The sequence below is a fragment of the Temperatibacter marinus genome (assembly GCF_031598375.1).
In the GTDB taxonomy this organism is placed as follows: Bacteria; Pseudomonadota; Alphaproteobacteria; order Sphingomonadales; family Kordiimonadaceae; genus Temperatibacter; species Temperatibacter marinus.
This window is the reverse complement of the sequence record NZ_CP123872.1, coordinates 1,991,133-2,012,836: the sequence shown is the minus strand read 5'-3', so window position 1 is coordinate 2,012,836 and position 21,704 is coordinate 1,991,133. Positions and strand designations below refer to the sequence as shown.

The 21,704-nt window shown below is 44.1% G+C and carries 19 protein-coding genes; 12 read left to right on the top strand and 7 right to left on the bottom strand.

Translation table 11 applies throughout. The annotated features are described in order from the left end of the window. Positions 1 to 209: 209 nt before the first annotated feature. The 4 genes from QGN29_RS08915 to flgH all read left to right on the top strand — a co-directional run bounded on the left by QGN29_RS08915 (position 210) and on the right by flgH (position 3,717). A complete protein-coding gene (locus QGN29_RS08915) occupies positions 210 to 962 on the top strand; it encodes a flagellar hook basal-body protein (protein WP_310797508.1) in 753 nt (250 codons plus the stop codon). 83 nt (positions 963 to 1,045) lie between these two features. Further along, positions 1,046 to 1,828: a flagellar basal-body rod protein FlgG gene (gene flgG, locus QGN29_RS08910; protein ID WP_310797507.1), complete on the top strand. Its 783-nt coding sequence runs from the start codon at positions 1,046 to 1,048 to the stop codon at positions 1,826 to 1,828. Positions 1,829 to 1,873: 45 nt separating this feature from the next. Beyond that, the gene (flgA, locus tag QGN29_RS08905) at positions 1,874 to 2,902 is read left to right on the top strand and encodes a flagellar basal body P-ring formation chaperone FlgA (protein WP_310797506.1); all 1,029 of its coding nucleotides are present in this window, start codon (positions 1,874 to 1,876) and stop codon (positions 2,900 to 2,902) included. A gap of 17 nt (positions 2,903 to 2,919) precedes the next feature. After that, positions 2,920 to 3,717 carry a flagellar basal body L-ring protein FlgH gene (gene flgH, locus QGN29_RS08900; protein ID WP_310797505.1) on the top strand — a complete coding sequence of 266 codons (798 nt, stop codon included), beginning with the start codon at positions 2,920 to 2,922 and terminating at the stop codon, positions 3,715 to 3,717. Between the two features lie 156 nt (positions 3,718 to 3,873). Here the strand turns inward: flgH and QGN29_RS08895 are convergent, their stop codons facing one another. Next, on the bottom strand, positions 3,874 to 5,073 hold the full coding sequence (locus QGN29_RS08895; protein WP_310797504.1) for a hypothetical protein: 1,200 nt from the start codon (positions 5,071 to 5,073) through the stop codon (positions 3,874 to 3,876). A gap of 358 nt (positions 5,074 to 5,431) precedes the next feature. Here QGN29_RS08895 and QGN29_RS08890 point away from each other — a divergent pair, with 358 nt between their 5' ends. Genes QGN29_RS08890 through QGN29_RS08880 form a run of 3 tightly spaced genes read left to right on the top strand, consistent with a single transcriptional unit; the run spans position 5,432 to position 9,460 of the window. Then, entirely contained in the window at positions 5,432 to 7,246 is a 1,815-nt protein-coding gene (locus QGN29_RS08890) for an alpha-amylase family glycosyl hydrolase (RefSeq protein ID WP_445800656.1), read from the top strand. Positions 7,247 to 7,249: 3 nt separating this feature from the next. Further along, positions 7,250 to 8,590, top strand: coding sequence for a TldD/PmbA family protein (locus tag QGN29_RS08885; RefSeq protein ID WP_310797502.1), 1,341 nt, complete (start codon positions 7,250 to 7,252; stop codon positions 8,588 to 8,590). 30 nt (positions 8,591 to 8,620) lie between these two features. Further along, positions 8,621 to 9,460 carry a 3'(2'),5'-bisphosphate nucleotidase CysQ gene (locus QGN29_RS08880; RefSeq protein ID WP_310797501.1) on the top strand — a complete coding sequence of 280 codons (840 nt, stop codon included), beginning with the start codon at positions 8,621 to 8,623 and terminating at the stop codon, positions 9,458 to 9,460. On the opposite strand, the gene proC is transcribed toward QGN29_RS08880, so the two are convergent. From proC to QGN29_RS08865, 3 genes are all read right to left on the bottom strand, one after another. Then, positions 9,457 to 10,290 (bottom strand): pyrroline-5-carboxylate reductase, encoded by an 834-nt coding sequence (gene proC, locus QGN29_RS08875; RefSeq protein ID WP_310797500.1) that lies wholly within the window; start codon positions 10,288 to 10,290, stop codon positions 9,457 to 9,459. The genes QGN29_RS08880 and proC overlap by 4 nt on opposite strands. 209 nt (positions 10,291 to 10,499) lie before the next feature. Beyond that, the gene (locus QGN29_RS08870; protein WP_310797499.1) at positions 10,500 to 11,009 is read right to left on the bottom strand and encodes a type III secretion system chaperone family protein; all 510 of its coding nucleotides are present in this window, start codon (positions 11,007 to 11,009) and stop codon (positions 10,500 to 10,502) included. A gap of 292 nt (positions 11,010 to 11,301) precedes the next feature. After that, positions 11,302 to 11,547: an accessory factor UbiK family protein gene (locus tag QGN29_RS08865; RefSeq protein ID WP_310797498.1), complete on the bottom strand. Its 246-nt coding sequence runs from the start codon at positions 11,545 to 11,547 to the stop codon at positions 11,302 to 11,304. A 139-nt stretch (positions 11,548 to 11,686) separates the two neighbouring features. On the opposite strand from QGN29_RS08865, the gene lgt reads away from it, so the two are divergent. The 5 genes from lgt (at position 11,687) to QGN29_RS08840 (ending at position 17,075) form a co-directional block, all read left to right on the top strand. After that, a complete protein-coding gene (lgt, locus tag QGN29_RS08860) occupies positions 11,687 to 12,508 on the top strand; it encodes a prolipoprotein diacylglyceryl transferase (RefSeq protein WP_310797497.1) in 822 nt (273 codons plus the stop codon). Positions 12,509 to 12,510: 2 nt separating this feature from the next. Continuing rightward, positions 12,511 to 13,605 (top strand): class I SAM-dependent methyltransferase, encoded by a 1,095-nt coding sequence (locus tag QGN29_RS08855; protein ID WP_310797496.1) that lies wholly within the window; start codon positions 12,511 to 12,513, stop codon positions 13,603 to 13,605. Next, positions 13,598 to 14,398: a peptidoglycan editing factor PgeF gene (gene pgeF / locus QGN29_RS08850; protein ID WP_310797495.1), complete on the top strand. Its 801-nt coding sequence runs from the start codon at positions 13,598 to 13,600 to the stop codon at positions 14,396 to 14,398. Before QGN29_RS08855 ends, pgeF begins: the two co-directional genes overlap by 8 nt. Positions 14,399 to 14,557: 159 nt before the next feature. Further along, a complete protein-coding gene (locus tag QGN29_RS08845) occupies positions 14,558 to 15,493 on the top strand; it encodes a ribose-phosphate pyrophosphokinase (RefSeq protein ID WP_375164700.1) in 936 nt (311 codons plus the stop codon). Between the two features lie 106 nt (positions 15,494 to 15,599). Beyond that, positions 15,600 to 17,075, top strand: coding sequence for an SLC13 family permease (locus QGN29_RS08840; protein ID WP_310797493.1), 1,476 nt, complete (start codon positions 15,600 to 15,602; stop codon positions 17,073 to 17,075). On the opposite strand, the gene QGN29_RS08835 is transcribed toward QGN29_RS08840, so the two are convergent. The 3 genes from QGN29_RS08835 to QGN29_RS08825 all read right to left on the bottom strand — a co-directional run bounded on the left by QGN29_RS08835 (position 17,068) and on the right by QGN29_RS08825 (position 21,696). Then, the gene (locus QGN29_RS08835) at positions 17,068 to 18,027 is read right to left on the bottom strand and encodes a DUF2336 domain-containing protein (RefSeq protein ID WP_310797492.1); all 960 of its coding nucleotides are present in this window, start codon (positions 18,025 to 18,027) and stop codon (positions 17,068 to 17,070) included. The two genes, QGN29_RS08840 and QGN29_RS08835, sit on opposite strands and share 8 nt — an antisense overlap. Before the next feature lie 138 nt (positions 18,028 to 18,165). Next, positions 18,166 to 19,149, bottom strand: coding sequence for a YheT family hydrolase (locus QGN29_RS08830; RefSeq protein WP_310797491.1), 984 nt, complete (start codon positions 19,147 to 19,149; stop codon positions 18,166 to 18,168). Between the two features lie 117 nt (positions 19,150 to 19,266). Continuing rightward, complete coding sequence (locus QGN29_RS08825; RefSeq protein ID WP_310797490.1) at positions 19,267 to 21,696, bottom strand: ABC transporter permease; 2,430 nt, start codon at positions 21,694 to 21,696, stop codon at positions 19,267 to 19,269. Positions 21,697 to 21,704: the final 8 nt, after the last annotated feature.

The following is a 21,704-nucleotide window of genomic DNA, read 5'->3' as shown; positions in this document are numbered from 1 at the left end:
CTAATTTTTTTCAGATATTGATGCACAGAATTATCACAACTCATTGTTTTTATTGAATATTAAAAACTGGCACAGCTTATGCATATCTGAAAGCAACAATAACAGGCACAGCCATGAACCATCAATAAAGGGCAATAAAAGACCCTGGTCGCGGCAACAAAGTCTGGATTGAGCTTTTAAGGTTAACTGCGTAAGCAGGAGAGATACAAATGGATACCGCACTATATGTGAGTCTTGCTCACAGATCTGCGCTTAAACGTAAAATGGACGTTGTGGCGCATAACATTGCTAATATGAATACGACCGCCTTCAAGAAAGAGCAGGTCCTGTTCAAAGAATATCTTATGGATGCGCCCGGCACCATTACAGGCAAAGTTGCCTCCGTCATCGATTACGGCGTTTCCCGGACGATGACAGAAGGGAACCTGGTTAATACCGGCAATAATTTCGATATATTTATCAGTGGTAAAGCCTTCCTCAGTGTAGAAGGAAAGAATGGCGACACTCAATATACAAGAAATGGCCGATTGAGCCTCGATAACGAACGCTATATCACCCTCTTATCTGGGGAGCGTGTTCTAGACGATAGCGGATCTCCCATTCAACTCGAAGAAGAAGAGCGCGATATCATTATTGCCAAAGACGGCACCCTCTCTGTGACCAACGTAGATGGTCAGGCGGAAGAAAAGGGAAAGCTTGGCTTTAAGATCTTTGAGAACCTTGGCGCTATGAAGCGACTTGGCACTTCCCTCTACAGAACCAATGAAATTGGAGCAGATCCTGAGCCTGACGAATTAAGAGTCACTCAGAAAGCAATTGAGAGTTCAAATGTGAACGCCATCGAAGAGATCACGAAAATGATTGATATACAGCGTGCTTATGAACGATCTGGCAAAAATACGAATTCTTATGAAGACATGAGAAAAGACAGCTTGAACAGATTGGCCAAAGTAAGCGGCTAAGCCGAAAGAATTCTTGGTGCAACGTCACCAAAATAACCCGCTTCACCTGCGTGAAGCAATAAAACCAAAGAAAGGTAAATAAGATGAAAGCGTTAAGTACAGCCTCGACAGGTATGCTTGCCCAGCAGCGCAACATCGAGGTGATATCAAATAATATTGCCAACATGAATACGACGAGCTTTAAAAAGTCTCGCGCTGAGTTCCAAGATCTACTCTATCAAAATATTGAGCGTGTCGGATCCAACTCCTCCACAGATACAGTTGTCCCATCCGGTGTGCAAATTGGTGTTGGTGTAAGAACCGCAGGAATCTATAGAATTTCTGACCAGGGTGCTTTGCAAAGCACCGGGAATGAATTTGACCTAGCCATTAACGGGAAAGGATTTTTTGAAGTCCAAACCCCAGACGGAAACCAGGCTTTCACACGTGCTGGCTCTTTCCAAGTAGACAACCAAGGACGCGTTGTGACGACTGAAGGCTATATCGTTCAGCCTGTTATTAACATCCCTAACAACGCTATTGACGTAAGCATTAATGAGCAAGGCACTGTCTATACAAAGATCGCTGGTCAGGTTCAGCCAAACCAGGTTGGTCAGCTTCAACTGACACGCTTTGCCAACGAAGCCGGCCTAGAATCGGTTGGCGGCAGTCTGATGGTTGAAACTCAGGCTTCTGGTGCCCCACTACCGGGGAATCCAACTGAGGACGGCGTCGGTGCTATTCTTCAGGGATTTCTTGAAAATTCTAATGTGAATGCCGTTGGAGAGATCACCGACATGATATCTGCTCAACGTGCCTACGAATTGAATTCAAAAGTCATCCGAACAGCCGATGAGATGCTCAGTTCCGCAAATAATATGCGTTAAGAGCGATAGCCCAATTCAGTAACCATAATTCTAAAGGATAAAACGATGTTTAACTATCACGTACATATCAAGACCAAGTTGCACCAGCTGGCGCTTGCGACAGGGATTATTTCCAGCGGATTTATGGTTACTGCTTCAACAACATATGCCAGCACTTCAGATCCTTCTATTTCCGTAGCCTTAGCAGAATCCATAGAGATAGAGACCTCTTTTGTGACGCTCGCACAGCTCTTCGGTGAAGAGCTTACCTATACGCTGGAAGATCCTGATAAAATCATCATGAAATCTCCTAAGCCTGGTCAGGTTAAAAAAGTCAGCAGCTATGAGCTTGAGAGAATCGCTAAAACAAACAATGTAAATTGGTCAAAACCTGACTATACTTTCAGAATGACGATCTCGCGCATCGGCTTGGAACTTTCTCAAGACGATGTTCAGCCTTTGATTGATAGTGCCATCCACAATGAGATTGGCGAAGAAAATATCCGCATTCAGCTCTTTGGTTTTGGTCAAAATATCATGATCCCCACCACACGCTCTCTGGATGAGGTTCAAATTAATAATTTGAAACTTAATCAACGCCGAGACAATTTTTCACTCACGCTTCTCATTCCTGAGGGAGAGAATGCCTTTAAACAAAAAAGAGTGAACGGTCGTGTGGATGTGATGACAAAAATTCCCGTCCTAAGCGCAGCTCTTCTCAAAGGCGAGGTGATCAGACAAGAAGACATCACCTGGAAAGAAGTTAAGAATAATTCCATTCGAGATCGCTATATTATTAGTGACCGCGAGCTGATCGGCATGTCTCCTGTTCGAACATTAAGACCAAATCAGCCTATCCAAACATCCTCAATCCAGCGCCCTCAGATCATCAAAAAAGGGGACCTTATCAGCGTCACCTTAAAGACTGGGCCTCTTACCATTTCCATGACTGCTAAAGCAATGGAAGACGGCGCGAGAGGAGAGACTATCATCATTCAAAATACCCGTAGCAAGAAAACATTCGAAGCAATTGTCCACGGCGTAAATAGCGTTAGGGTTCAACCTAACCGCCCCTTAAAACTGGCTTCTCGATAAGTAACAAGGACCGACCCATGAAAAGATCTATAGTCAAAAAAGTTGTCCTATGCTCTGCGATATTGGCCCTCAGTGCCTGCGGTGCAGTGGATAGATTATCCAACATTGGTACAGCCCCAGCGATGACACCCATCAAAGATGTCAAGGCACCTGCAACTGAACCATCTCTGGCTATGAGTAAAGCTGATGTTTCTCCGCAAAAACAAGTGCGCGGCACGAGCTTATGGCGTGCGGGTGCTCGTGGTTTCTTTAAAGATCAAAGGGCGCGCAGAGTGGGCGACATCCTGACTGTCAATGTGTCTATTAATGATAGCGCTCAGATCGGTAACAGTTCGACCACGTCTCGATCTGGAAGCGAATCTGCCGGCTTACCTAACTTTTTTGGTTTAGAAAAAGCCATCCCCTATCTTTATACAAAAACTGGTGATGCAAATATTTCTCCTGTGAATTCCGCTGTACGAGGCGCTTTCGATAGCAGTTCCCTCGTCGGAGGATCATCCAGCAGTGGATATACAGGGAACGGCTCTGTCAATCGAAGTGAAAGCATCAACCTAAGTGTTGCTGCGACTGTGACTGACATCCTTCCTAATGGAAATCTTGTTATTCAAGCGAGACAAGAGACCGTCGTCAATTTTGAACGCCGCGATCTCATCTTAACCGGCATTATTCGCCCCGAAGACATTTCATCTTCTAATACGATTTTACACGCCCAAATCGCCCAAGCACGTTTGTTCTACGGCGGCAAGGGTAAACTCAGTGACGTGCAGCAACCGCGCTACGGCCAACAGGTGTTTGACGTCCTATTTCCCTTTTAATGTCAGGCTATAGTGCCCTGATACATAAGGATTAATACTAACAAAGGAGGTGCTCTACTAGTTTTGTACTAACTTACCGAAAAAGCTTAACTATAATCTGCAAATTGCAGTAGCCGTGCCAACAGTGGTGCGGCTTTTCTCTTTTGAACTGAAAAACTAAGGGTGCTTTCTCTCATCAGCATGAAGATGCATATAGACGGTTTGCATTAAGCCAAAGAACAGAAGTCCTATTTGAGTCAAATGATTAAAAATGCCGATAGATTGAAGAACCATGTCAAGCACACCACAGAGAGCGAGAGCAAACATTCCGATTAATAGAATTACCCGCTTTGTATGAAGATGTTCCATCCCATACCTTATGAGAAGATATAACGACCATGTGGCAATAAATATAACATATATCCTAATATAAGGTGCCAAACCAAGCGTTACGGAAAGAGGGAATATCCAAGCACTTAAGACCATTCCACTCAAAAAGATAATGGTAAAACTATGCCATACTTTAGGGAGCGCAATATCCAGAGCTTCTCTCACGTAAATGAGCCAGAACATGAAGATAAAATACATCGTTGACCAGCCCAATTGATAGTAAACCGTATAGGGCAGATCTGCTTCCAAATAGCCAATCAATCGAGATGTATCGAAAAGTCGCAACGCGAAACCACATAATATCATGATCAGATAAAACCGAGCCCTCTTCCCTGAAATTGTCCCTTTAAAGCCAACATTTAAAAGAATAAGCAACAGAACTATCGCCAATATCAGAAGACCAAAGTAAAGCTGATAACTCCGCTGTTCGGTTAACGCACCTAGAGATCCTAGTGCAGGAACCTTATGAATACCGCCCTCGATTGCAGGTCCGTTAGCAACTTGAAGTAATATCGTAAGTGTCTCTTTAGCATCAGGCAGCCTGACAATAGGATCCTTAATCTTTCCGCTTAGGAACTGATGAAACCCTGCTTCTGATACATTCTCGTAGAGTTTTTTATAAAGCATAGAGTCAGGACGGGCGTATACCCGAAAAGCTGTACGAGCTTCTCCAACATCAAGATAAAGATCACGGCTATTTTCAGGAAGAAGTAGTGTGACTTTATAGAGAACAGAAGTGCCTCTTTTAGCAAACCCCTGAGTAGACCATAGTGTTTGGATAGGCGCCCTAATCCATGGTTGCTCATCAACTTGCACCACAGAAAAATCACGCGGTAAATTATCGACTGTAAGGTCCCACTCGGTATTCAAAGAAACGGTGTTGTTCGCAGTCCAGCAACTTAAATTTATAATCGCCTGATCCTGTCCAGAAGCAGAGGAGCACATCAGGTTTTTGTGTCCGATCATATAGATGGAAAAAAGAGCCATCGCCGCTGCTATGAAAACAACCCAAAGATATTTTAAACCAAATTTTATTAGATCTCTCCAACACCCCTATACCAACAAGGAACAGCACCCTAAGTGAGATTAGATCTGCAAATCAAGAGCTTTACAACGAGCACTTTGAATTAAGATGAGTAATTTTTGCAAAAAGCAGGGATTTAATGCAAAAAGTTACACATTGCTTTCCTTGCTTATTATGCCCTAAAACCAACTTCGAATTGAGAGGGATTGAAAAATGAATAAAAAGCTTTTACTCGGCATTGCTGTCATTCTGATTTTGGGCGCGAATGTGTGGCTCTATTTTTCCAATAAATCAATACTAGAAACCCGAGAAAAGAAACAAATGGAATTGGCAGCCAACCCTAAAATCACTTATAAGAATCCAGCCGGAAAAATTGCCCTATATCAAGTATTTCCGCGCTTGTTCGGCAATAAGAAAACCGCCAATATTCCTTGGGGGTCTATCGCACAAAACGGTGTAGGGAAATTTTCTGATTTCACTCCTGAGGCCTTAGCAGGCATCCATGAATTGGGCATCACCCATATTTGGCTAACCGGCGTGCCTCGGCATGCTATTGTTGGTGACTATACAGCCTATGGCATCCCTCTCGATGATCCCGACGTCATTAAAGGTCGAGCGGGCAGTCCCTATGCTGTCGTCGATTATTACGATATCACTCCCTATCTTGCAGATCAGCCAGAAAATCGGTTAGACGAATTCAAAGCCTTAGTGAACCGCATTCATCATGCTGGTATGAAAGTAATGATTGATATTGTTCCTAATCATGTGGCTCGAAACTATAAGTCCCTGAGAAAACCCGCTGGTGTCGCTGATTTTGGCGCAGCAGATAATACGGCGGTCGCTTATGAACGGGATAATAATTTCTACTATATTCCGGGGAAAAGCTTCCAAGTCCCTCACCCCCTAAATGACTATAAGCCTATTGGTGGAGAGCCGCATCCGCTAATCGATGGAAAATTCGAGGAATACCCCGCGAAATGGACTGGCAATGGCAGTCGAAAAGCCCAGCCAGATTTTAATGATTGGTATGAGACCGTCAAAGTAAATTATGGGGTGCGCCCTGATGGTACATATGACTTTCCTAGCCTGCCTGATAGCTATGCCCAAAAAACGGCCTCTGATCATCTTCTATTTTGGAAGACCAAAGAGGTGCCAGACAGTTGGGAAAAATTCCGTGACATAGCACTCTTTTGGACCCAACTTGGTGTCGATGGCTTTAGATATGATATGGCTGAAATGGTTCCTGTAGAATTTTGGAGTTACTTAAACAGTCATATCAAACAAAATAACCCCGAAGCACTCCTTCTAGCAGAAGTCTATAATCCGACCCTGTATCGTCGTTATATTCACCTTGGGAAAATGGACTATCTTTATGACAAGGTAGAACTCTACGATACCTTGAAATGGATCATCCAAGGCAAAGAAACTACTCACAAAATCGATCCCATTCTTCAAGGGCTTAGTGATATCGATGCGCATATGCTTCATTTTCTCGAAAATCACGATGAACAAAGAATCGCCAGTTCAGAATTTGCTGGCTCGGCCGAAGCAGGAAAACCAATGATGGTGATCAGCGCTCTTTCCTCTCGTAGTCCAACAATGATATATTCAGGCCAAGAAGTCGGCGAAGATGGTTCCGAAGAGCCTGGCTTTGGGGATCCTTCAAGGACCAGCATATTTGATTACATGGGGGTCCCAGCCCATCAACGCTGGATGAACAATGGCCTCTTTGACGGCGGCGCTCTGACAAAGGCAGAAAAACAGTTAAGGGATTTCTATGTTTCCTTAATGCAATTTCACCGTTCCATGCCTGCCCTGCAAGGAGAATATACAGCGCTCTATCCAAAACCTCTAGACGATAAGAACAGCAAGTCTTTTGCCTTCTTGCGTGAGAAAGACGGGCAAATCCTCATCATCGCTGCAAATCTTGACGGTGAAAGTGCACAGTCTTTTTCAGTCCCAGTGACAGATAATTTGTTGAAAAAACTTGGATTTGCTGAAGAACAAGCTACTCTATCAAAAGTCGCGCTCTCGGGTGTTAACGGGCTGATCTCTTATGATGAGTCACGCAAAAAATTAGTCATTGATCTAGGGCCGTATGACAGCGCGATTTATGAACTTAAAGGGAAAGATTAATTTATGTCTGAAAATACTCTCGATATTCTTGATGACCTTGTGAAACGCGCAAAAGCACTCGGGGCTGATGCCGCAGATGCAGTCGCTGTGGATGCGACAAGTAAGGGCGTAAGCTGGCGAGACGGCAAACTTGAAGATGTCGACGGATCTGAAGGAGCAGACATTGGTCTCCGTGTCTTTTTTGGTCAAAAACAGGCGATGACAAGCACCAGTGACCGCTCTGCAAGCTCTCTTTCATCCTTGGTAAAGCGGACAGTTGAAATGGCCCAAGCGGTACCTGAAGACCCCTACTGCGGCCTTGCGCCAGAAGAAAAGTTATTCAAGGGAAGTTTACAGGACCTAGAATTGTTTGACGCAACAGACGTCAGCGCTGATACACTGGCAGAAATTGCCGCTCAAGCAGAAGAGGCCGCTCGCAGTGTCGAAGGTGTCACAAACAGTGACGGTGCAGGGGCTTCAGCTGGGAGTTGGGCAATCTCACTCGCCACAAGCCATGGCTTTTCAGGCCACTATAAAGGCAGTAGCTTTTCAGCAAGTATTTCAGCCGTTGCGGGCGAAGGCACGGCGATGGAGAGAGATTACGACTTCACCAGCGCTCGACATTTCACAGACCTTGCCTGCGCTTCAGATGTGGGGCGCCTTGCTGGTGAAAAAGCCGTCAAACGTCTTGGCGCAACCAAGTTGCCAAGTGGCCAAATCCCTATTGTTTTTGATCCTCGCGTTGCCAATGGCCTCATTGGTCACCTTACCGGCGCCATATCTGGGCCTGCGATCGCCCGCGGGACAAGTTTCCTTCAGGATGGATTACATCAACAGATCTTTAACTCGGGCATTACAATCATCGATGACCCCTTTATGAAACGCGGCCTCAAATCAAAGCAGTTTGATGGCGAAGGTGTATCGGTTGGATCTATGAAACTGATTGATAACGGAATGTTAACAACTTGGACGCTTAATAGTGCATCGGCCAAACAGTTGGGCATGGAAACTACCGGGCATGCAAGTCGCGGTACATCCTCACCTCCTGGTATTGGCCTTTCTAACCTTTACATCCAAGCGGGCGATATCTCTCCTGCTGAAATGATTAAGGACATTAAGGATGGTTTTTATGTCACTGAATTAATTGGCATGGGGGTTAACGGCGTTACGGGTGATTACAGTCGAGGCGCTTCAGGGTTTAGAATTCAAAATGGAGAACTTACTACGCCAGTCAATGAGGTAACCATTGCTAGCAATTTGAAAGAAATGTTTAAAAACATGACCGCTGCAAGTGATTTAACCTTTAAATACGGTGTGAATAGCCCTACTCTAAGAGTTGATGGCATGATGGTAGCAGGTACATAGACGACTTTTTTAGATCTTTTGAAAGCTCACATGGCTAAGATAGCGAATAATTGGTCCATTGAAGAGGACAAAAAGCTCTTGCACAAAACAGTGCGAGAAGCTGCTGATATTGCCATGCACTATTTTCGCAATGATGACCTTGAAAGCTGGGATAAATCAGAAAACAATCCTGTTACAGAAGCGGATATAGCCGTTAACAAATATCTTCAAAAACACCTCATGCGCAATAGACCCGAATATGGCTGGCTGTCTGAAGAAACCGAGGACAGCATGGACCGCTTGAAATGCAAAAGGGTCTGGATAGTTGACCCTATCGATGGCACGAAAGCTTTTATGAAAGGCTCTGATGATTGGGGTATATCCGTTGCTCTTGTCTATACGGGCAAACCTGTCTTAGCGTGTTTTTATGCGCCAGCGCAGCAAGCCTTCTACGAGGCCGAGGTTTCCAAAGGTGCTTTTAAAAACGACGAAGAAATTATTGTCTCTTGGCAAAAAAGTCTATCTGATGCCCGCATGCGCGGATGTGAAAATGCTTTTCGTTCAGAAAACCTTTGGCCGATCAGTTGGCCGGAAGAGATGCAGTGTAAACAACAAAATTCAATTGGTTTGCGGTTAGCACAAGTAGCTGATGCTCAGGCCGATTGCTGTGTATCCCTAAGACCTAAAAACGAATGGGACATCGCAGCTGCTGATTTGATTGTTCGAGAAGCCGGAGGACTTGTCACCAACGGCCATGGACAGCTTTTTGTTTACAATCAAAGAAAACCAATCTGTGCACATGTGGTCGCTAGTAATCGCACCCTCTATAGCGATGTACTGACACATTTTATTCCGGCTCGAGAAAAATGGGAAAAAAAATTCCCTGCCTAGGAGCCTAGCTCTTCACCACGTTTTTTTGCTGCCCGTACAGTTTGCCTCATTAACTGAGACAAATTCGTATCTGCGCCCATTAAGACCTCTAAACCGGCTGCGGTAGTTCCTTTTGGGCTTGTCACTTCTTCTCGTAATATTTTTGCACTGCGTGTGTCATGGGATAACAACGCCCCCGCTCCTGCGATGGTCTCTCTAGCAAGAGTCATTGCCAACTCGTCATCCAGCCCCATCGCTGACCCTGCTGCAGCCATAGCTTCTACCATATGAAATACATAAGCAGGTCCTGAACCAGATAGGGCTGTAACAGCATTCATTTGATCTTCAGAAGAAAGCCAGACTGTTTTCCCTACAGCCTTCATAAGCTGTTCCGAAAGTTTTCTTTGACTTTCAGAGACATAATCATTGGCGACCAGGGTTGTTATACCGCATCCGATCGAAGCCGGTGTATTCGGCATGACCCTCACAATCGGTGCATCCCTGCCTAAGCTTTTTGAAAAATATCCAATTCTAGTCCCTGCAGCGACCGATATTATCAGTGGCCCACCCTGCATATTTGCCGCTACAGCAGGAAGCACTGCATCCATAATTTGCGGTTTAATTGCTAAAATAATCACTGAAGGGTAAATGTTTGCAGGTAATTCCTCCATAGACGGAAAGACACAACTACAGCTTATTCCTTCGACACCCGTGCGGGCAGCAACAGGATCTACGACGAGAAGATGGCTTTCGGGCAAGCCCGCTTTCAGCCATCCGCGCGCCATTGCACCACCCATTTTACCGCATCCGATAATGACGAGTGGTTTTTCTTCGGAAATTGCTTCCCACATTGTGAAGCCTCCTCGGTAAAACATAAATTATATCAGAGTTGGGACCTGATGGTCTTAGTTTACTATCTTTCCGCAAAAAGGAAATAGGAATTGCACCATAATGAGATTTTTTTTGCCTGTGAGAGAATATGCAAAAGATTAAAGCGTCCCGTCAAAAGAAGAGACGCCCTTGCCTATAAAAATGAGTCTACTTAGAGAGGCGAACTTAGCTAGCAACTACCTGCACATTCAAGCATTGAGGCTTCAATAGCTTCCTCAGGACTAAGACCGCCCCACATGATAAATTGGAAGACAGGATAAACCTTATTCGATTCTTTTACAGCAATTTCAATGAGATTTGCCAAATGATCTGCAGTAATGCTGCCCGCCATAGGATCACTTGCAAGGCTCGCATGCCGGAAAAGAATAGCACTCTCGTTATGCCAATATTCAAAATGCCCCAAAAACATTGTTTCATTTATACGATGGATAACATTTTGCATGTCAGAGAGACGATTTTCAGGAATTTTAAGATCAAGAAAACTCACCAACTGTAAGGTTTTATACTCCTGATGCCAAAAAAGCCTCAAATGCATATCACAGTATTCACCACTTAAAAGGATAATTAACTCATCTTCTTCTCGAGAAAAATCCCAATTATTTGCGCCAGCCATTTCTTCAGCAAGATCAATTGGATTTGGAAGTTCAAGGATTGCGTGGTCAGTAGATAAACTAGTCATATGAGACATCCCCCTAGAGATGAGGTCCGTAAACAACTGCTTGCCCTATGCCCAAACAAGCGAGTTAGACCCGTTACCGTCCCATTTTTGACTGTCTTTTTATAGCCAGTGACTATTTTAATGTCACTCAGTCCCTGCCCAAAGATCTCTGTCATGTGTGACTAAGGCAAGAGTCTCATAGGCAAAGCCCTTTGGCAAGCGACAATTACACTCTTAGAGAAAAACACCGATTAAAAAGGGTCTTTTGCAAGATTATTACTTAAGGAGGAAATTATATTAGTCACTATCATGCCTAGTCTTTCGATGACTTCAGCACCTCTAACTCAGCCCTCAAAGCATCATTTTCATCACGGGCTTTTTCAGCCATCAACCTAACAACTTCAAATTCTTCTCGTGTTACCAAGTCCATGGATGACAATTGACGTTCAAGCCAGGCTTGAAATTGGCCTTCCATTTCACTTTTAACACTGTGAACCGCACCTGCAGCGCCGCTAGCAAGTTGTGCCATATCATCAAAGAATTTATTATTTGTTTGCATCTGTTTTCTCGCCCTAAAAATATTTCTTATTGTTCATATGGTGTATGAAAGATCAGTTTGCAAGAAGCTTCTTCCTTCCCTTGACATATAGGGGCCATAAATGTTCATTAAGCAGACAGATAAATAATCAGGATTTAGCATGGAAATCATACTTAGCGCTTTCAGTTTAACCTTTCCTCAAATTGACCCCTACATAGATTTGGGCTTTTTCCAGTTAAGATATTATTCATTAGCTTACATCTTTGGACTATTATTTGCTTGGTGGTCTATCAGACGGATCAGTTCTAAACCTGGCGCGCCAATGGCCACGCATCATATTGATGATTTTTTCTTTAACGCTGCCATGGGTGTTATAATCGGTGGGAGGATTGGATATGTCCTGTTTTATAACTTCCCTTATTATATGGAAAACCCATTAGCCATATTAAAACTCTGGGACGGGGGAATGAGCTTTCACGGTGGCTTGATTGGTGTTGTCCTAGCTGTCATTCTTTTTTGCCGCCAGCAAAAACTTGATCTGATGCGGGTCGCTGATGTTGTAGCAATTGTTAGCCCTATAGGCTTGCTTCTTGGACGTCTAGCAAATTTCATCAACGGAGAGCTTTACGGGCGTCCGACAGACAGCTGGGTCGGCATGGTCTTTCCTTCAGACCCAGAACAACTTCCGCGCCACCCAAGTCAGCTCTACGAAGCCCTCCTCGAAGGACTTATACTATTTCTAATATTACAATATCTGTATCACTTCACACAATTAAAGAAAAAAGCAGGCATTATTGCCGGGCTCTTTTTTGCTGGCTATGCGCTCTCTCGTTTTACGGTTGAATATTTCCGTGAACCAGACGCACACCTCGGGTTGTCTTCCATGCTGGGCATTGAAATCTCTCGGGGACAATTATTAACAATTCCTATGTTTATCTTTGCCGGTTGGCTTATGTCCCAAGGCTTTAAGCGTAAGAAATAACGATGACAAACTCTCTTTTTGATATCTTAAAAAAGCGCATAAAACGGCATGGTCCAATTACCATTGCAGACTATATGGCTGACTGCCTTATGCATCCTGAACATGGCTATTATCAAAATCAGGAAGTATTTGGAACCAAAGGTGATTTTGTTACAGCCCCAGAAATTCATCAAATTTTTGGCGAAATGATAGGACTATGGCTGGCAGAACGATGGGAAGCTTTAGGTCGTCCCTCTGCCTTTACTTTACTTGAACTGGGCCCCGGTCGCGGGGTGCTTATGAATGACATCCTCCGCGTAACAAAAAATATTCCTGGTTTCCACAAAGCTGTCACCTTAGTCATGGTGGAAATGAGTAAAAAACTCAAAGAAATACAGCGCCAAAAAGTCAAAGAATATGACCTTAATCTCACGCATCTCTCTTCTCTAAAAGAATATCAGGGGCAAGGGCCCTTGTTAATTATTGGTAATGAATTCATAGACGCCCTTCCTATCCATCAATATCAAAAACAAAAAGGCATCTGGCTCGAAAAACGTGTCAACTTTTTTGACGCCGAACTTGCCTATAGTCTAAGCCCTGCAGGCAATACCTTATTACTTGCACAAGAAAGTCTAAAGCAAGAGGCAAAGGAAGAGGCTCTTATCGAAGTCTGCCCTGCAGCTTTATCGCTTGTCAGTGATATCTCGCATTTACTCGAAACGGCCGGGGGGAGCTGTCTCTTTATTGACTATGGTTATAACGCCCATTCTGTCGGCGATAGCTTCCAAGCGATCAAAAACCATCAGTATGTGGATCCTCTTCAGTCTCCAGGCAGAGCGGATTTAACAGCTCATGTGAATTTTGCCGCCATCAAAGATGCTGCCTCAGAGAAAGGCCTTACCGTATCAGGCCCCATAGACCAAGGAGCCTTTCTAATGGCTATAGGAGCGGGCCAACGCGCAATGCAGCTCTCTGAGGGGAAGCAGAAAAAAGAACAAACAGAGATATTAACAGGACTTAAAAGACTGACTGCTCCAGACCAAATGGGCACCCTGTTCAAGGTCATTTGTCTGGAAAGCAAGATTGAAACAAGAGCAAAAGGGTTTGAACATGCTTAATATCCCTGAGAGCGGTTTGAAAAAAATAATAGCCCCTTCGCTATCAGCGCCCCATGTATCGCACGGCTTTTATACCCGATGCGGAGGCACCTCTACAGGGCTCTATGAAGGATTGAATTGCGGATCTGGGTCAAAAGACAGCATGCTAGCCGTTCATGAGAATAGAATGTTAGTGGCACAAGATCTCTCATGCCGACGCGATACACCTCTGATTACGCCGTATCAAGTGCATGAGAATGTTGCTGTCACCGTTTCTGGTCATTGGGCCGGCGAGCCAGAAAAAGCAGACGCTCTTGTGTCAAATACGCCTGGTGTAATCATCGGTATTCTTACTGCAGACTGTACTCCCATTTTGTTTTATGACGAACAGGCAAAGGTCATAGCGGCTGCGCATGCGGGATGGAAAGGGGCAAAGAGAGGCATCATTCAAAGCACAGTTGATCTCATGATTTCCCTGGGCGCATCCACTGACGGCATTCGCGCTGCAATCGGCCCCACACTCGCCCAACCCTCCTACGAAGTCACGGAAGAATTCATTGGTGCATTCCTTAAAGATACAGCAACCAATGATAAATATTTCAGCCCTGGGAAAGATCATCAGCACTGGCAATTCAATCTGCCATGTTTTGTAGAAGATGAATTGAAGAAGTCTGGCCTCTCAAATATTTGGAACGCTCACGAAGACACCTACACTGATTCGGGGCATTACTATTCTTATAGACGGGCCACACATGCCGGTGAAGAGGACTATGGACGGCTCATTAGCGCAATAATGTTACACGGGGGGCCATGAATAGAGCGTTTATCGACTAAATATGGCTCAAACTTTCGTTCAGCTTTCAGTCGGACTTTACACACCCCCTGCCCCCTGCTACATGAAGTTTAAAGCAATAAAGAGAGCAAGATATCACTCATCTTGGTCTGAAACTCTTTACGGAGGTCCCTCATGGGCATGAAAATTCTAAGCGGTAACTCTAACCGCGAATTAGCTGAAGCTATTGCCACCTATTTGAACATTCCAACAACCAACGCTGACGTTAAACGGTTCTCTGATGAAGAGATTTGGGTTGAGATTAAAGAGAATGTGCGCGGTGAAGATGTATTTATCATCCAGCCAACAAATTTCCCTGCTAATGATAACCTTATGGAATTGCTGGTTATGATTGATGCTCTGCGCAGAGCCAGCGCCAGACGCATCACGGCAGTTGTGCCCTATTATGGCTATGCTCGCCAAGATCGAAAGCCAGGTCCAAGAACACCTATTTCTGCAAAATTGGTTGCGAACTTAATTACCACAGCAGGTGCTGATCGGGTGCTGACTATGGATCTTCATGCTGGACAAATTCAAGGCTTTTTTGACATACCAACGGATAATCTTTTTGCACAACCTGTCCTTACACGGGATCTAAAAGAAAAATATGCTGGCAAAGATAAAGTCATGGTTGTCTCTCCTGATGTTGGCGGCGTTGTTCGCGCTCGCGCCTATGCTAAGCGGATTGATGCGCCAATTGCTATTATTGATAAACGCCGTGAAAAGGCTGGCATTTCAGAAGTCATGCATATTGTTGGCGAAGTGAAAGATTATCACTGTGTTTTGGTAGACGATATTGTAGATAGTGCAGGCACTCTTTGTAATGCGGCAAAAGCGCTTCACGAAGCGGGCGCTGCAAGTGTTTCTGCTTGTGTGACCCACGGAGTTCTCTCTGGGCCCGCTATTGATCGTATTACCAATAGCGTTATGGACGAATTAATCATTACAGATAGTATTGCCCCTACTGATAGTGTTAAGGGCTGTGATAAAGTGCGGGTCGTCTCTGTAGCGCCGCTGCTTGCAGAAGCTGTGAGCCGTATCGCTCATGAAACATCTGTCTCGAGTCTCTTTGACTAATCAGGTAATCATGCAATCAGATATAGAAAGCCTTGTCATGGGACGAGGCTTTTTTCTTGATCAAAGACAGATAATAAGTATCTTTCTTTAAAAAGGGGAGTTGATCATGGCTGGGACTATTCAAGAAACACGCACTAAAGTTCAAACAGTTGGATTATTTTTAGGGCCAATACTCGCCCTAATCTTGTGGTTATTTCCTGCACCTGAAGGGATGACTGTTGAAAGTTGGGCCGTCGTCTCTGTGGCTCTATGGATGGGGTGTTGGTGGTCCACAGAAGCCATCCCTATTCCAGCGGCCAGCCTTTTGCCTATCATTCTCTTACCCCTCTTAGGTATTACATCATCAGCTGAAGCAACCTTGCCTTATGCACGGCCTGTTATCTTTTTATTACTTGGTGGCTTCATTGCTGCAATGGCCATGCAAAAATGGAACCTTCATCGGCGAATCGCCCTCAATATCCTTGATAAAGTTGGGGAGCATCCTGCTAATCTTATTGCAGGATTTATGGCAGCGTCAGCGCTGCTCTCCATGTGGATTTCAAATACAGCGACAACCCTAATGATTGTCCCGATTGCAATTACAGTCGCCACAACAATCATCGGGGAAGCTAAAGATATCAAGCGCTTTACGATCGCCCTGCTTATCGGATGTGCATGGTCTGCGAGCATTGGCGGTTTGGGAACTATAATTGGGACCCCCCCAAATCTTTTTGTAGTAGAATATATTAACTCTAACATGGGAATAGAAATTACCTTTCTTCAGTGGATGCTTTTTGCCCTACCAGTAGTTCTTGTCATGGTTCCTACTGCCTGGTTCGTGCTCACAAAACTTGTCTTTCCTTTTGACGGTGAGAGCATCAAAGGAGGCCAAGAGGTTGTCGAAAAGGAACTCAATAAAATGGGGGCAATTTCTACACCCGAAAAGCGTGTCGCTTATGTGATGGCGGCAATGGCCTTTATGTGGAGTTTCCGAACCGTGCTGGATGATATTGAATGGCTCGTCAACATATTACCCTTTCTCACGTCTTTAAAAGACACACATATTGCCATTGGCGGAGCCCTAACAATGTTCCTAATTCCCGCAGGGGATGACCAAAAAACCAGCGCGCTTCTTGATTGGGAGACGGCCACAAAACTTCCATGGGGCGTTATTCTCTTATTTGGAGGCGGCTTAAGCCTTGCTGCGGCTATTCAATCTTCTGGTTTAGCACTGTGGCTTGGAAATGCCATGACAGTGATGTCAGCGGCCCCATTAATTCTCATAATTCTGGCGATCGTCGCCCTTGTGATCTTTCTGACAGAACTTACCAGCAATACGGCAACCACGGCAGCTCTTGTCCCAGTGTTAGCTGCGCTCGCTACAACAGCAGGTCTAGATCCTATCATGCTGGCTGCGCCTGTCGCTATGGCTGCCAGCTGTGCTTTCATGTTGCCTGTGGCGACGGGGCCAAATGCTGTCGTCTTCTCTACAGGACACATCCAGGTCCCTCAGATGGTTCGTGCAGGACTATGGCTTAACATATTGGGCACATTCATTGTGACTGGATTATGCTACTTAATTGTCCCAATGGTTTTTAACTAAGGCTTTCATTCACTTGTTTGATCAGACGAAGTAGTTTCACAGATTGATGATCTGTGAAACCACTTCCTTTGCAAAAGCGAACAAAATCTTTTGTATCCTCAAGAGAGAGAATGACCCGAATTTCTGATACCGTATTGCCTGTTAGGACTGCAATACTACTTAGTAAAAATTGATGACTTAAGTTGGGACCAAGCTCTAAGATCAGATCAATGGATATTTTTCCTTCACGGTGGAGATCAATCACATAGCCATGTACGCGGCCGTCTTCCAACTTGTTTAGACGATCTAAAATCACTTCAGCCGTCGATTTCTTACGCACGATCTCTGCTACTGGTTCACTGACATTATAACGCTGAATAAGCGCATTCTTATACACAGCTGAAATCCGCTCAATCAAATCCAAGGCGATAGAAACTGGCAAGTCTGTCCTTTCACTCATATAGTCCATGAGTGTTGTTTGATCTGGAAAACGATCCATTACAGTCAGCATGCCTTTTTCTGGAATACTTACGTCGTGATTTCTTACTACGAATGTCACAGCCTCACTATCAGCAACAGTCACAAGAGCCATAACAGTCTCTTCACCAATATCTTTACGTTTGGCGAGCGTTACGTGAGCAAAATTCTGTAATTTAGGAATGAGAGTTGCTAATTGATCATCTGTAAATGTAGGTGTTTCAGCTAAAAAAGGCTTAGAGACACTTTGGATGTCAGTTGCAATCGTCTCGGCAAGCTCAGCATTCAACAGAGTACAGTTTCGGATTTCAAATGCCAACATTTCTCGTACAGCATTGTGAAGATCTTTGGCCAACAAGTGAGCAACATTTTCTATAACTAAGCGCTCTTTTTCTTCTTTATCAGAGCGAAGGAATTTTCCCACGCGCTGCGCCAGAAGCATCTTATCTAATAAATCACCTTCTATAAGGTTAAGATCATTCAATTCTGAAACCATTCGTCTATTCCTATATAAGATGCCCTTGCAACAATGATTCCACCCACCACGCTTATAGGAAAACAAGTTTAGTTAAATTGAGCAATAGATAGTGATAGTTTTAATTAAAACTTTAAATAATAATGATAATACAGAGGGTTAGGACGTAGCGCTTTCTGAGATAAAGTAGTCGTAAGCTACTGGAATAAACCAATTAATTTTAGAGCCTTTCCCAAAGAAACCCACATGTCCCCCAGCCTCTGTCAATAAAATTGAGACAAAGGGGTGGTCATTTTTTACCGCCTTGAGGTAAGTTTCGTAGGGAATCCAAGGATCATCCTCTGAATGAATAGCTAAGGTTGGCGTTTTGATTCGGTGCATAAATTGACCAGCAGACATTTGTTCATAATAATCAAAACGATCTTTAAAACTAAATGACGGTGCAATAAGCTGATCGTCAAGCTCTCGGATAAATCTTATTTTTTCCAGAGCATCGGGTGCCATCACGGATGGTGCTTTCTTTAAATCCCGTTTAAGCTGATTCACCAGATAGGTGACATAGAGCGCGTTTCTCTTTTTACTCAAGACAGCAGAAGCCGCGGTTAAGTCGATGGGAGCAGAGATGCTCACAGCTGCTTTCACATTCTCCGGCACGTCGCCTTCCGCTAGATATTTAAGAGTGAGGTTGCCGCCTAAAGAAAAACCCATTAAAAATATATCTGCCTCTGGTTCACACTCAGTCAATCCTGTCAGAACTGCACTTAAATCCCCTGTTAGCCCTGCATGATAGGGCGGCGCAGATGTTTCCGCTGATTTCCCCGCACCTCGCATATTTAGCCGTGCAACTTTCCATCCACGATCTAGAAAATATCGGGCTGTGCGACGCATATAACCGCTGCCTTCCGTCCCGCCCATACCATGAGACAAGAGGAGTAACTTCCCTGTCCATGGTTCAGAAGGGTCATTGACTGCAACAGAGATTTTATTGTCTCCGTCAATTGGGATTGCCAGCCGATATGTCTCGGTGATTCCCTCTTCCACATACAGCGAACTTCGAATGGTTTGCAGATCTGCGCCCCACCAAGGAAATCGAGATTTAAAGGGAGCAACAGTCTGCTTAAGAGGACGGCCAATACATTTCATTACAGATCCAAAAATCAAAAGGAGAAACAATTTTGTTTCTCCTAGATAAGGCGTAACACCCTATTTGACCAGCTCTTTTAGGTCCTTACCTCATTCAGCCTTCGCCCCAAACTATACTTATTCATACCTTAAAGCTTTGATAGGGTTTTCTCTGGCTACTTTCAGTGCATGGACAGAAATTGTCAGCCAAGACAGTAAGACTGAAAAACTACAGGCTAAGACGATCAAAAAGATTGTGCTATCGATGCGCGTGGCAAAAATCTCAAGATAGCGTGTCGCACTATAGTAGGCCAACGGAAAGGCAATGAGCATCGACCAAAGGGCTGGCTTAGAAAACTGCAGGAGCAACATAGGCACGATTTGCTTGATCCCTGCGCCTAAGATCTTCCTAAGGCCAATCTCTTTGGTACGTTGTTCTGCCATAAAAGCAGCCAAACCAAAGAGACCAAAAAGCGCCAACGTCATGGCAAGAGTAGCAAAACCCGCTAAAATAGACCCAGATGCTTTCATGATTTTAAAGTTTTCTTCAAAGCGACTGTCTAAGAAAGACCATTCAATTGGATTCTTTGGGAACAGCTGTTTCCAAAGATCTTCTATCTTATCAATAGTTTGACTTGAAGCTCCTTTTCTAAGCCGAATAGAAACATAATTATAATTGGCTTCTCGCCATCTTAGAATAAACGGCTTAACATGATTTTGAAGCCCCAAGACATTGCGATCTTCCATAACGCCTAGAATGGATAACTCGTAAGGGTTTTTAGGGTCGCCCACATAAACAGACTGCCCAAGCGCCTCTGATGGCGTCTCAAACCCTAGAAGAGAGACAGCTTTTTCATTGATGATAACTTTCGCAAGGGGATCACCTGATTTTGCCTCATCTGAGCTGTTTTTGTCATCAAAATTCCGGCCCGCTACTATTGGTATATCATATAAATCAAGGAAATTTGGGTCGCCGTGCATGTTATTCATGCTGACACCCTGATCTTCACCTTTAACTTTAGAGACAGTCCACGTCCAATTTTGATTCACAAAAGGCACTTGGGAGGCAAAACTCACATTTTCCACATCAGCTAACTTCATGAGTTCGTTATAGAGGGTTTCTTTCTTATCCATAATAGCCTGATCATCTATACGACTCAGTGTCATAACTTGAGACTTTGGAAATATCTCACTATCCTTTGTCATCTCGTTATTTTGAGACGTGACGACGAGCACCATTGCCAGCATGACAATAGAAATAACAAATTGTACACCGATCATAATATTTCTAAAGAGACTGCCTGATCGTCCTTTCTGTGCCACATTTTTTATAGCATCAGACGCAGACATCTTCGTAATCATATAAGCAGGATAGCTCCCTGCCATCAGGCCAACAAGGACCGTAGTCGTCAGTACCCATGGGGTTATGGCGACATAATCAATGATAAGATTTTTCCCTAACGCAGCATTAAAGGGCTGGATTGATAGTTCGACAAGCACCAGAGCAAGCACCATAGCCATGCAAACGATACTTTCGCATTCAACCATGAATTGGACCAACAATTGTTTTCTGTTCGCGCCTAATGTTTTTCTCAGTCCAACTTCTTTGAAGCGCCCCATATTTTGTGCTGTTGCCAGATTGGAATAATTCACAATAGCCACCACAAGAATAAGAAGACCGAGATACTCCATAATATCAATCACAGGTATGCCTACAGAAAACCATGTTGAAAGATTCTTATCCACGAGAGGACGGACAACCAGCTTACTCACCACATCCAATTCCCGTTTGGGTGCAGATTGCATGTATAATTGGTTAACACGCGTGTTGAGTGAGTTAAGCGAGACAGCACCATCAGTCATAATATAACTATGGTACCTCGAAGAAAGCCAACCCCAGTTTGTATCTGGTTTTAAAAAGTCCCAAATAGTATCAATTGTTTTAATATGCACCATGAGCCCAAGGCGGTCATTCCCCATCAAGTCCGAGTTAAAATGGCTATCTACAGCAACCTCTTTGATGATCGCAACCACGAGAATAGATGTCACAGTGTCTTGTCCACGGATATCAAATCGCCGCCCCACAGCGTCAACGGTCCCAAAATATTTCACCGCCATTTCTTCTGTCAATATGGCTTGATTTGGGCCTGTTAGAGATGCCTTTCCCCCTGAAGAATAGTCAAAGTTAAAAATATCTAAAAACTCAGGATCAATGAATTTTGCCTGTTCATAAAAGCCTTTATCATCAGTTTGCAAAAGAACTTCCATGTCCAAACCACGGGCAACCGTCAGCTCCGGCATTTGTACCTTCATAAGTGGTTGAAGGGCCATATATGTGCCGGAACTCTCTACATTCGCGTTGTTATTTAGAGGATTATTATAGCTGGAAACTGTATAAGTCCGGTCCCTATTTTCAAACATATGATCATGGTTTTTTTCATAGTGTGCTATCAACCCACTGATCAGATAAACAGCTAATCCAAGGGCCAGTCCTATCAAGTTAATAGCAGCATAGAGTTTATTTTTAGACAGGCTACGCAGCGCAATTTTTATATAACTTCCAAACATTAAAGTAT

Excerpts from the sequence above, each read along its gene's own strand:
- QGN29_RS08895 (WP_310797504.1), bottom strand. The coding sequence starts at position 5,073 with ATGGCTCTTTTTTCCATCTATATGATCGGACACAAAAACCTGATGTGC.
- QGN29_RS08840 (WP_310797493.1), top strand. The coding sequence starts at position 15,600 with ATGGCTGGGACTATTCAAGAAACACGCACTAAAGTTCAAACAGTTGGA.
- QGN29_RS08885 (WP_310797502.1), top strand. The coding sequence starts at position 7,250 with ATGTCTGAAAATACTCTCGATATTCTTGATGACCTTGTGAAACGCGCA.
- QGN29_RS08845 (WP_375164700.1), top strand. The coding sequence starts at position 14,558 with ATGAAAATTCTAAGCGGTAACTCTAACCGCGAATTAGCTGAAGCTATT.
- QGN29_RS08915 (WP_310797508.1), top strand. The coding sequence starts at position 210 with ATGGATACCGCACTATATGTGAGTCTTGCTCACAGATCTGCGCTTAAA.
- flgG (WP_310797507.1), top strand. The coding sequence starts at position 1,046 with ATGAAAGCGTTAAGTACAGCCTCGACAGGTATGCTTGCCCAGCAGCGC.
- QGN29_RS08825 (WP_310797490.1), bottom strand. The coding sequence starts at position 21,696 with ATGTTTGGAAGTTATATAAAAATTGCGCTGCGTAGCCTGTCTAAAAAT.
- QGN29_RS08855 (WP_310797496.1), top strand. The coding sequence starts at position 12,511 with ATGACAAACTCTCTTTTTGATATCTTAAAAAAGCGCATAAAACGGCAT.
- QGN29_RS08880 (WP_310797501.1), top strand. The coding sequence starts at position 8,621 with ATGGCTAAGATAGCGAATAATTGGTCCATTGAAGAGGACAAAAAGCTC.
- QGN29_RS08890 (WP_445800656.1), top strand. The coding sequence starts at position 5,432 with ATGGAATTGGCAGCCAACCCTAAAATCACTTATAAGAATCCAGCCGGA.
- lgt (WP_310797497.1), top strand. The coding sequence starts at position 11,687 with ATGGAAATCATACTTAGCGCTTTCAGTTTAACCTTTCCTCAAATTGAC.
- proC (WP_310797500.1), bottom strand. The coding sequence starts at position 10,290 with ATGTGGGAAGCAATTTCCGAAGAAAAACCACTCGTCATTATCGGATGC.
- flgH (WP_310797505.1), top strand. The coding sequence starts at position 2,920 with ATGAAAAGATCTATAGTCAAAAAAGTTGTCCTATGCTCTGCGATATTG.
- QGN29_RS08830 (WP_310797491.1), bottom strand. The coding sequence starts at position 19,149 with ATGAAATGTATTGGCCGTCCTCTTAAGCAGACTGTTGCTCCCTTTAAA.
- QGN29_RS08835 (WP_310797492.1), bottom strand. The coding sequence starts at position 18,027 with ATGGTTTCAGAATTGAATGATCTTAACCTTATAGAAGGTGATTTATTA.
- flgA (WP_310797506.1), top strand. The coding sequence starts at position 1,874 with ATGTTTAACTATCACGTACATATCAAGACCAAGTTGCACCAGCTGGCG.
- QGN29_RS08865 (WP_310797498.1), bottom strand. The coding sequence starts at position 11,547 with ATGCAAACAAATAATAAATTCTTTGATGATATGGCACAACTTGCTAGC.
- pgeF (WP_310797495.1), top strand. The coding sequence starts at position 13,598 with ATGCTTAATATCCCTGAGAGCGGTTTGAAAAAAATAATAGCCCCTTCG.
- QGN29_RS08870 (WP_310797499.1), bottom strand. The coding sequence starts at position 11,009 with ATGACTAGTTTATCTACTGACCACGCAATCCTTGAACTTCCAAATCCA.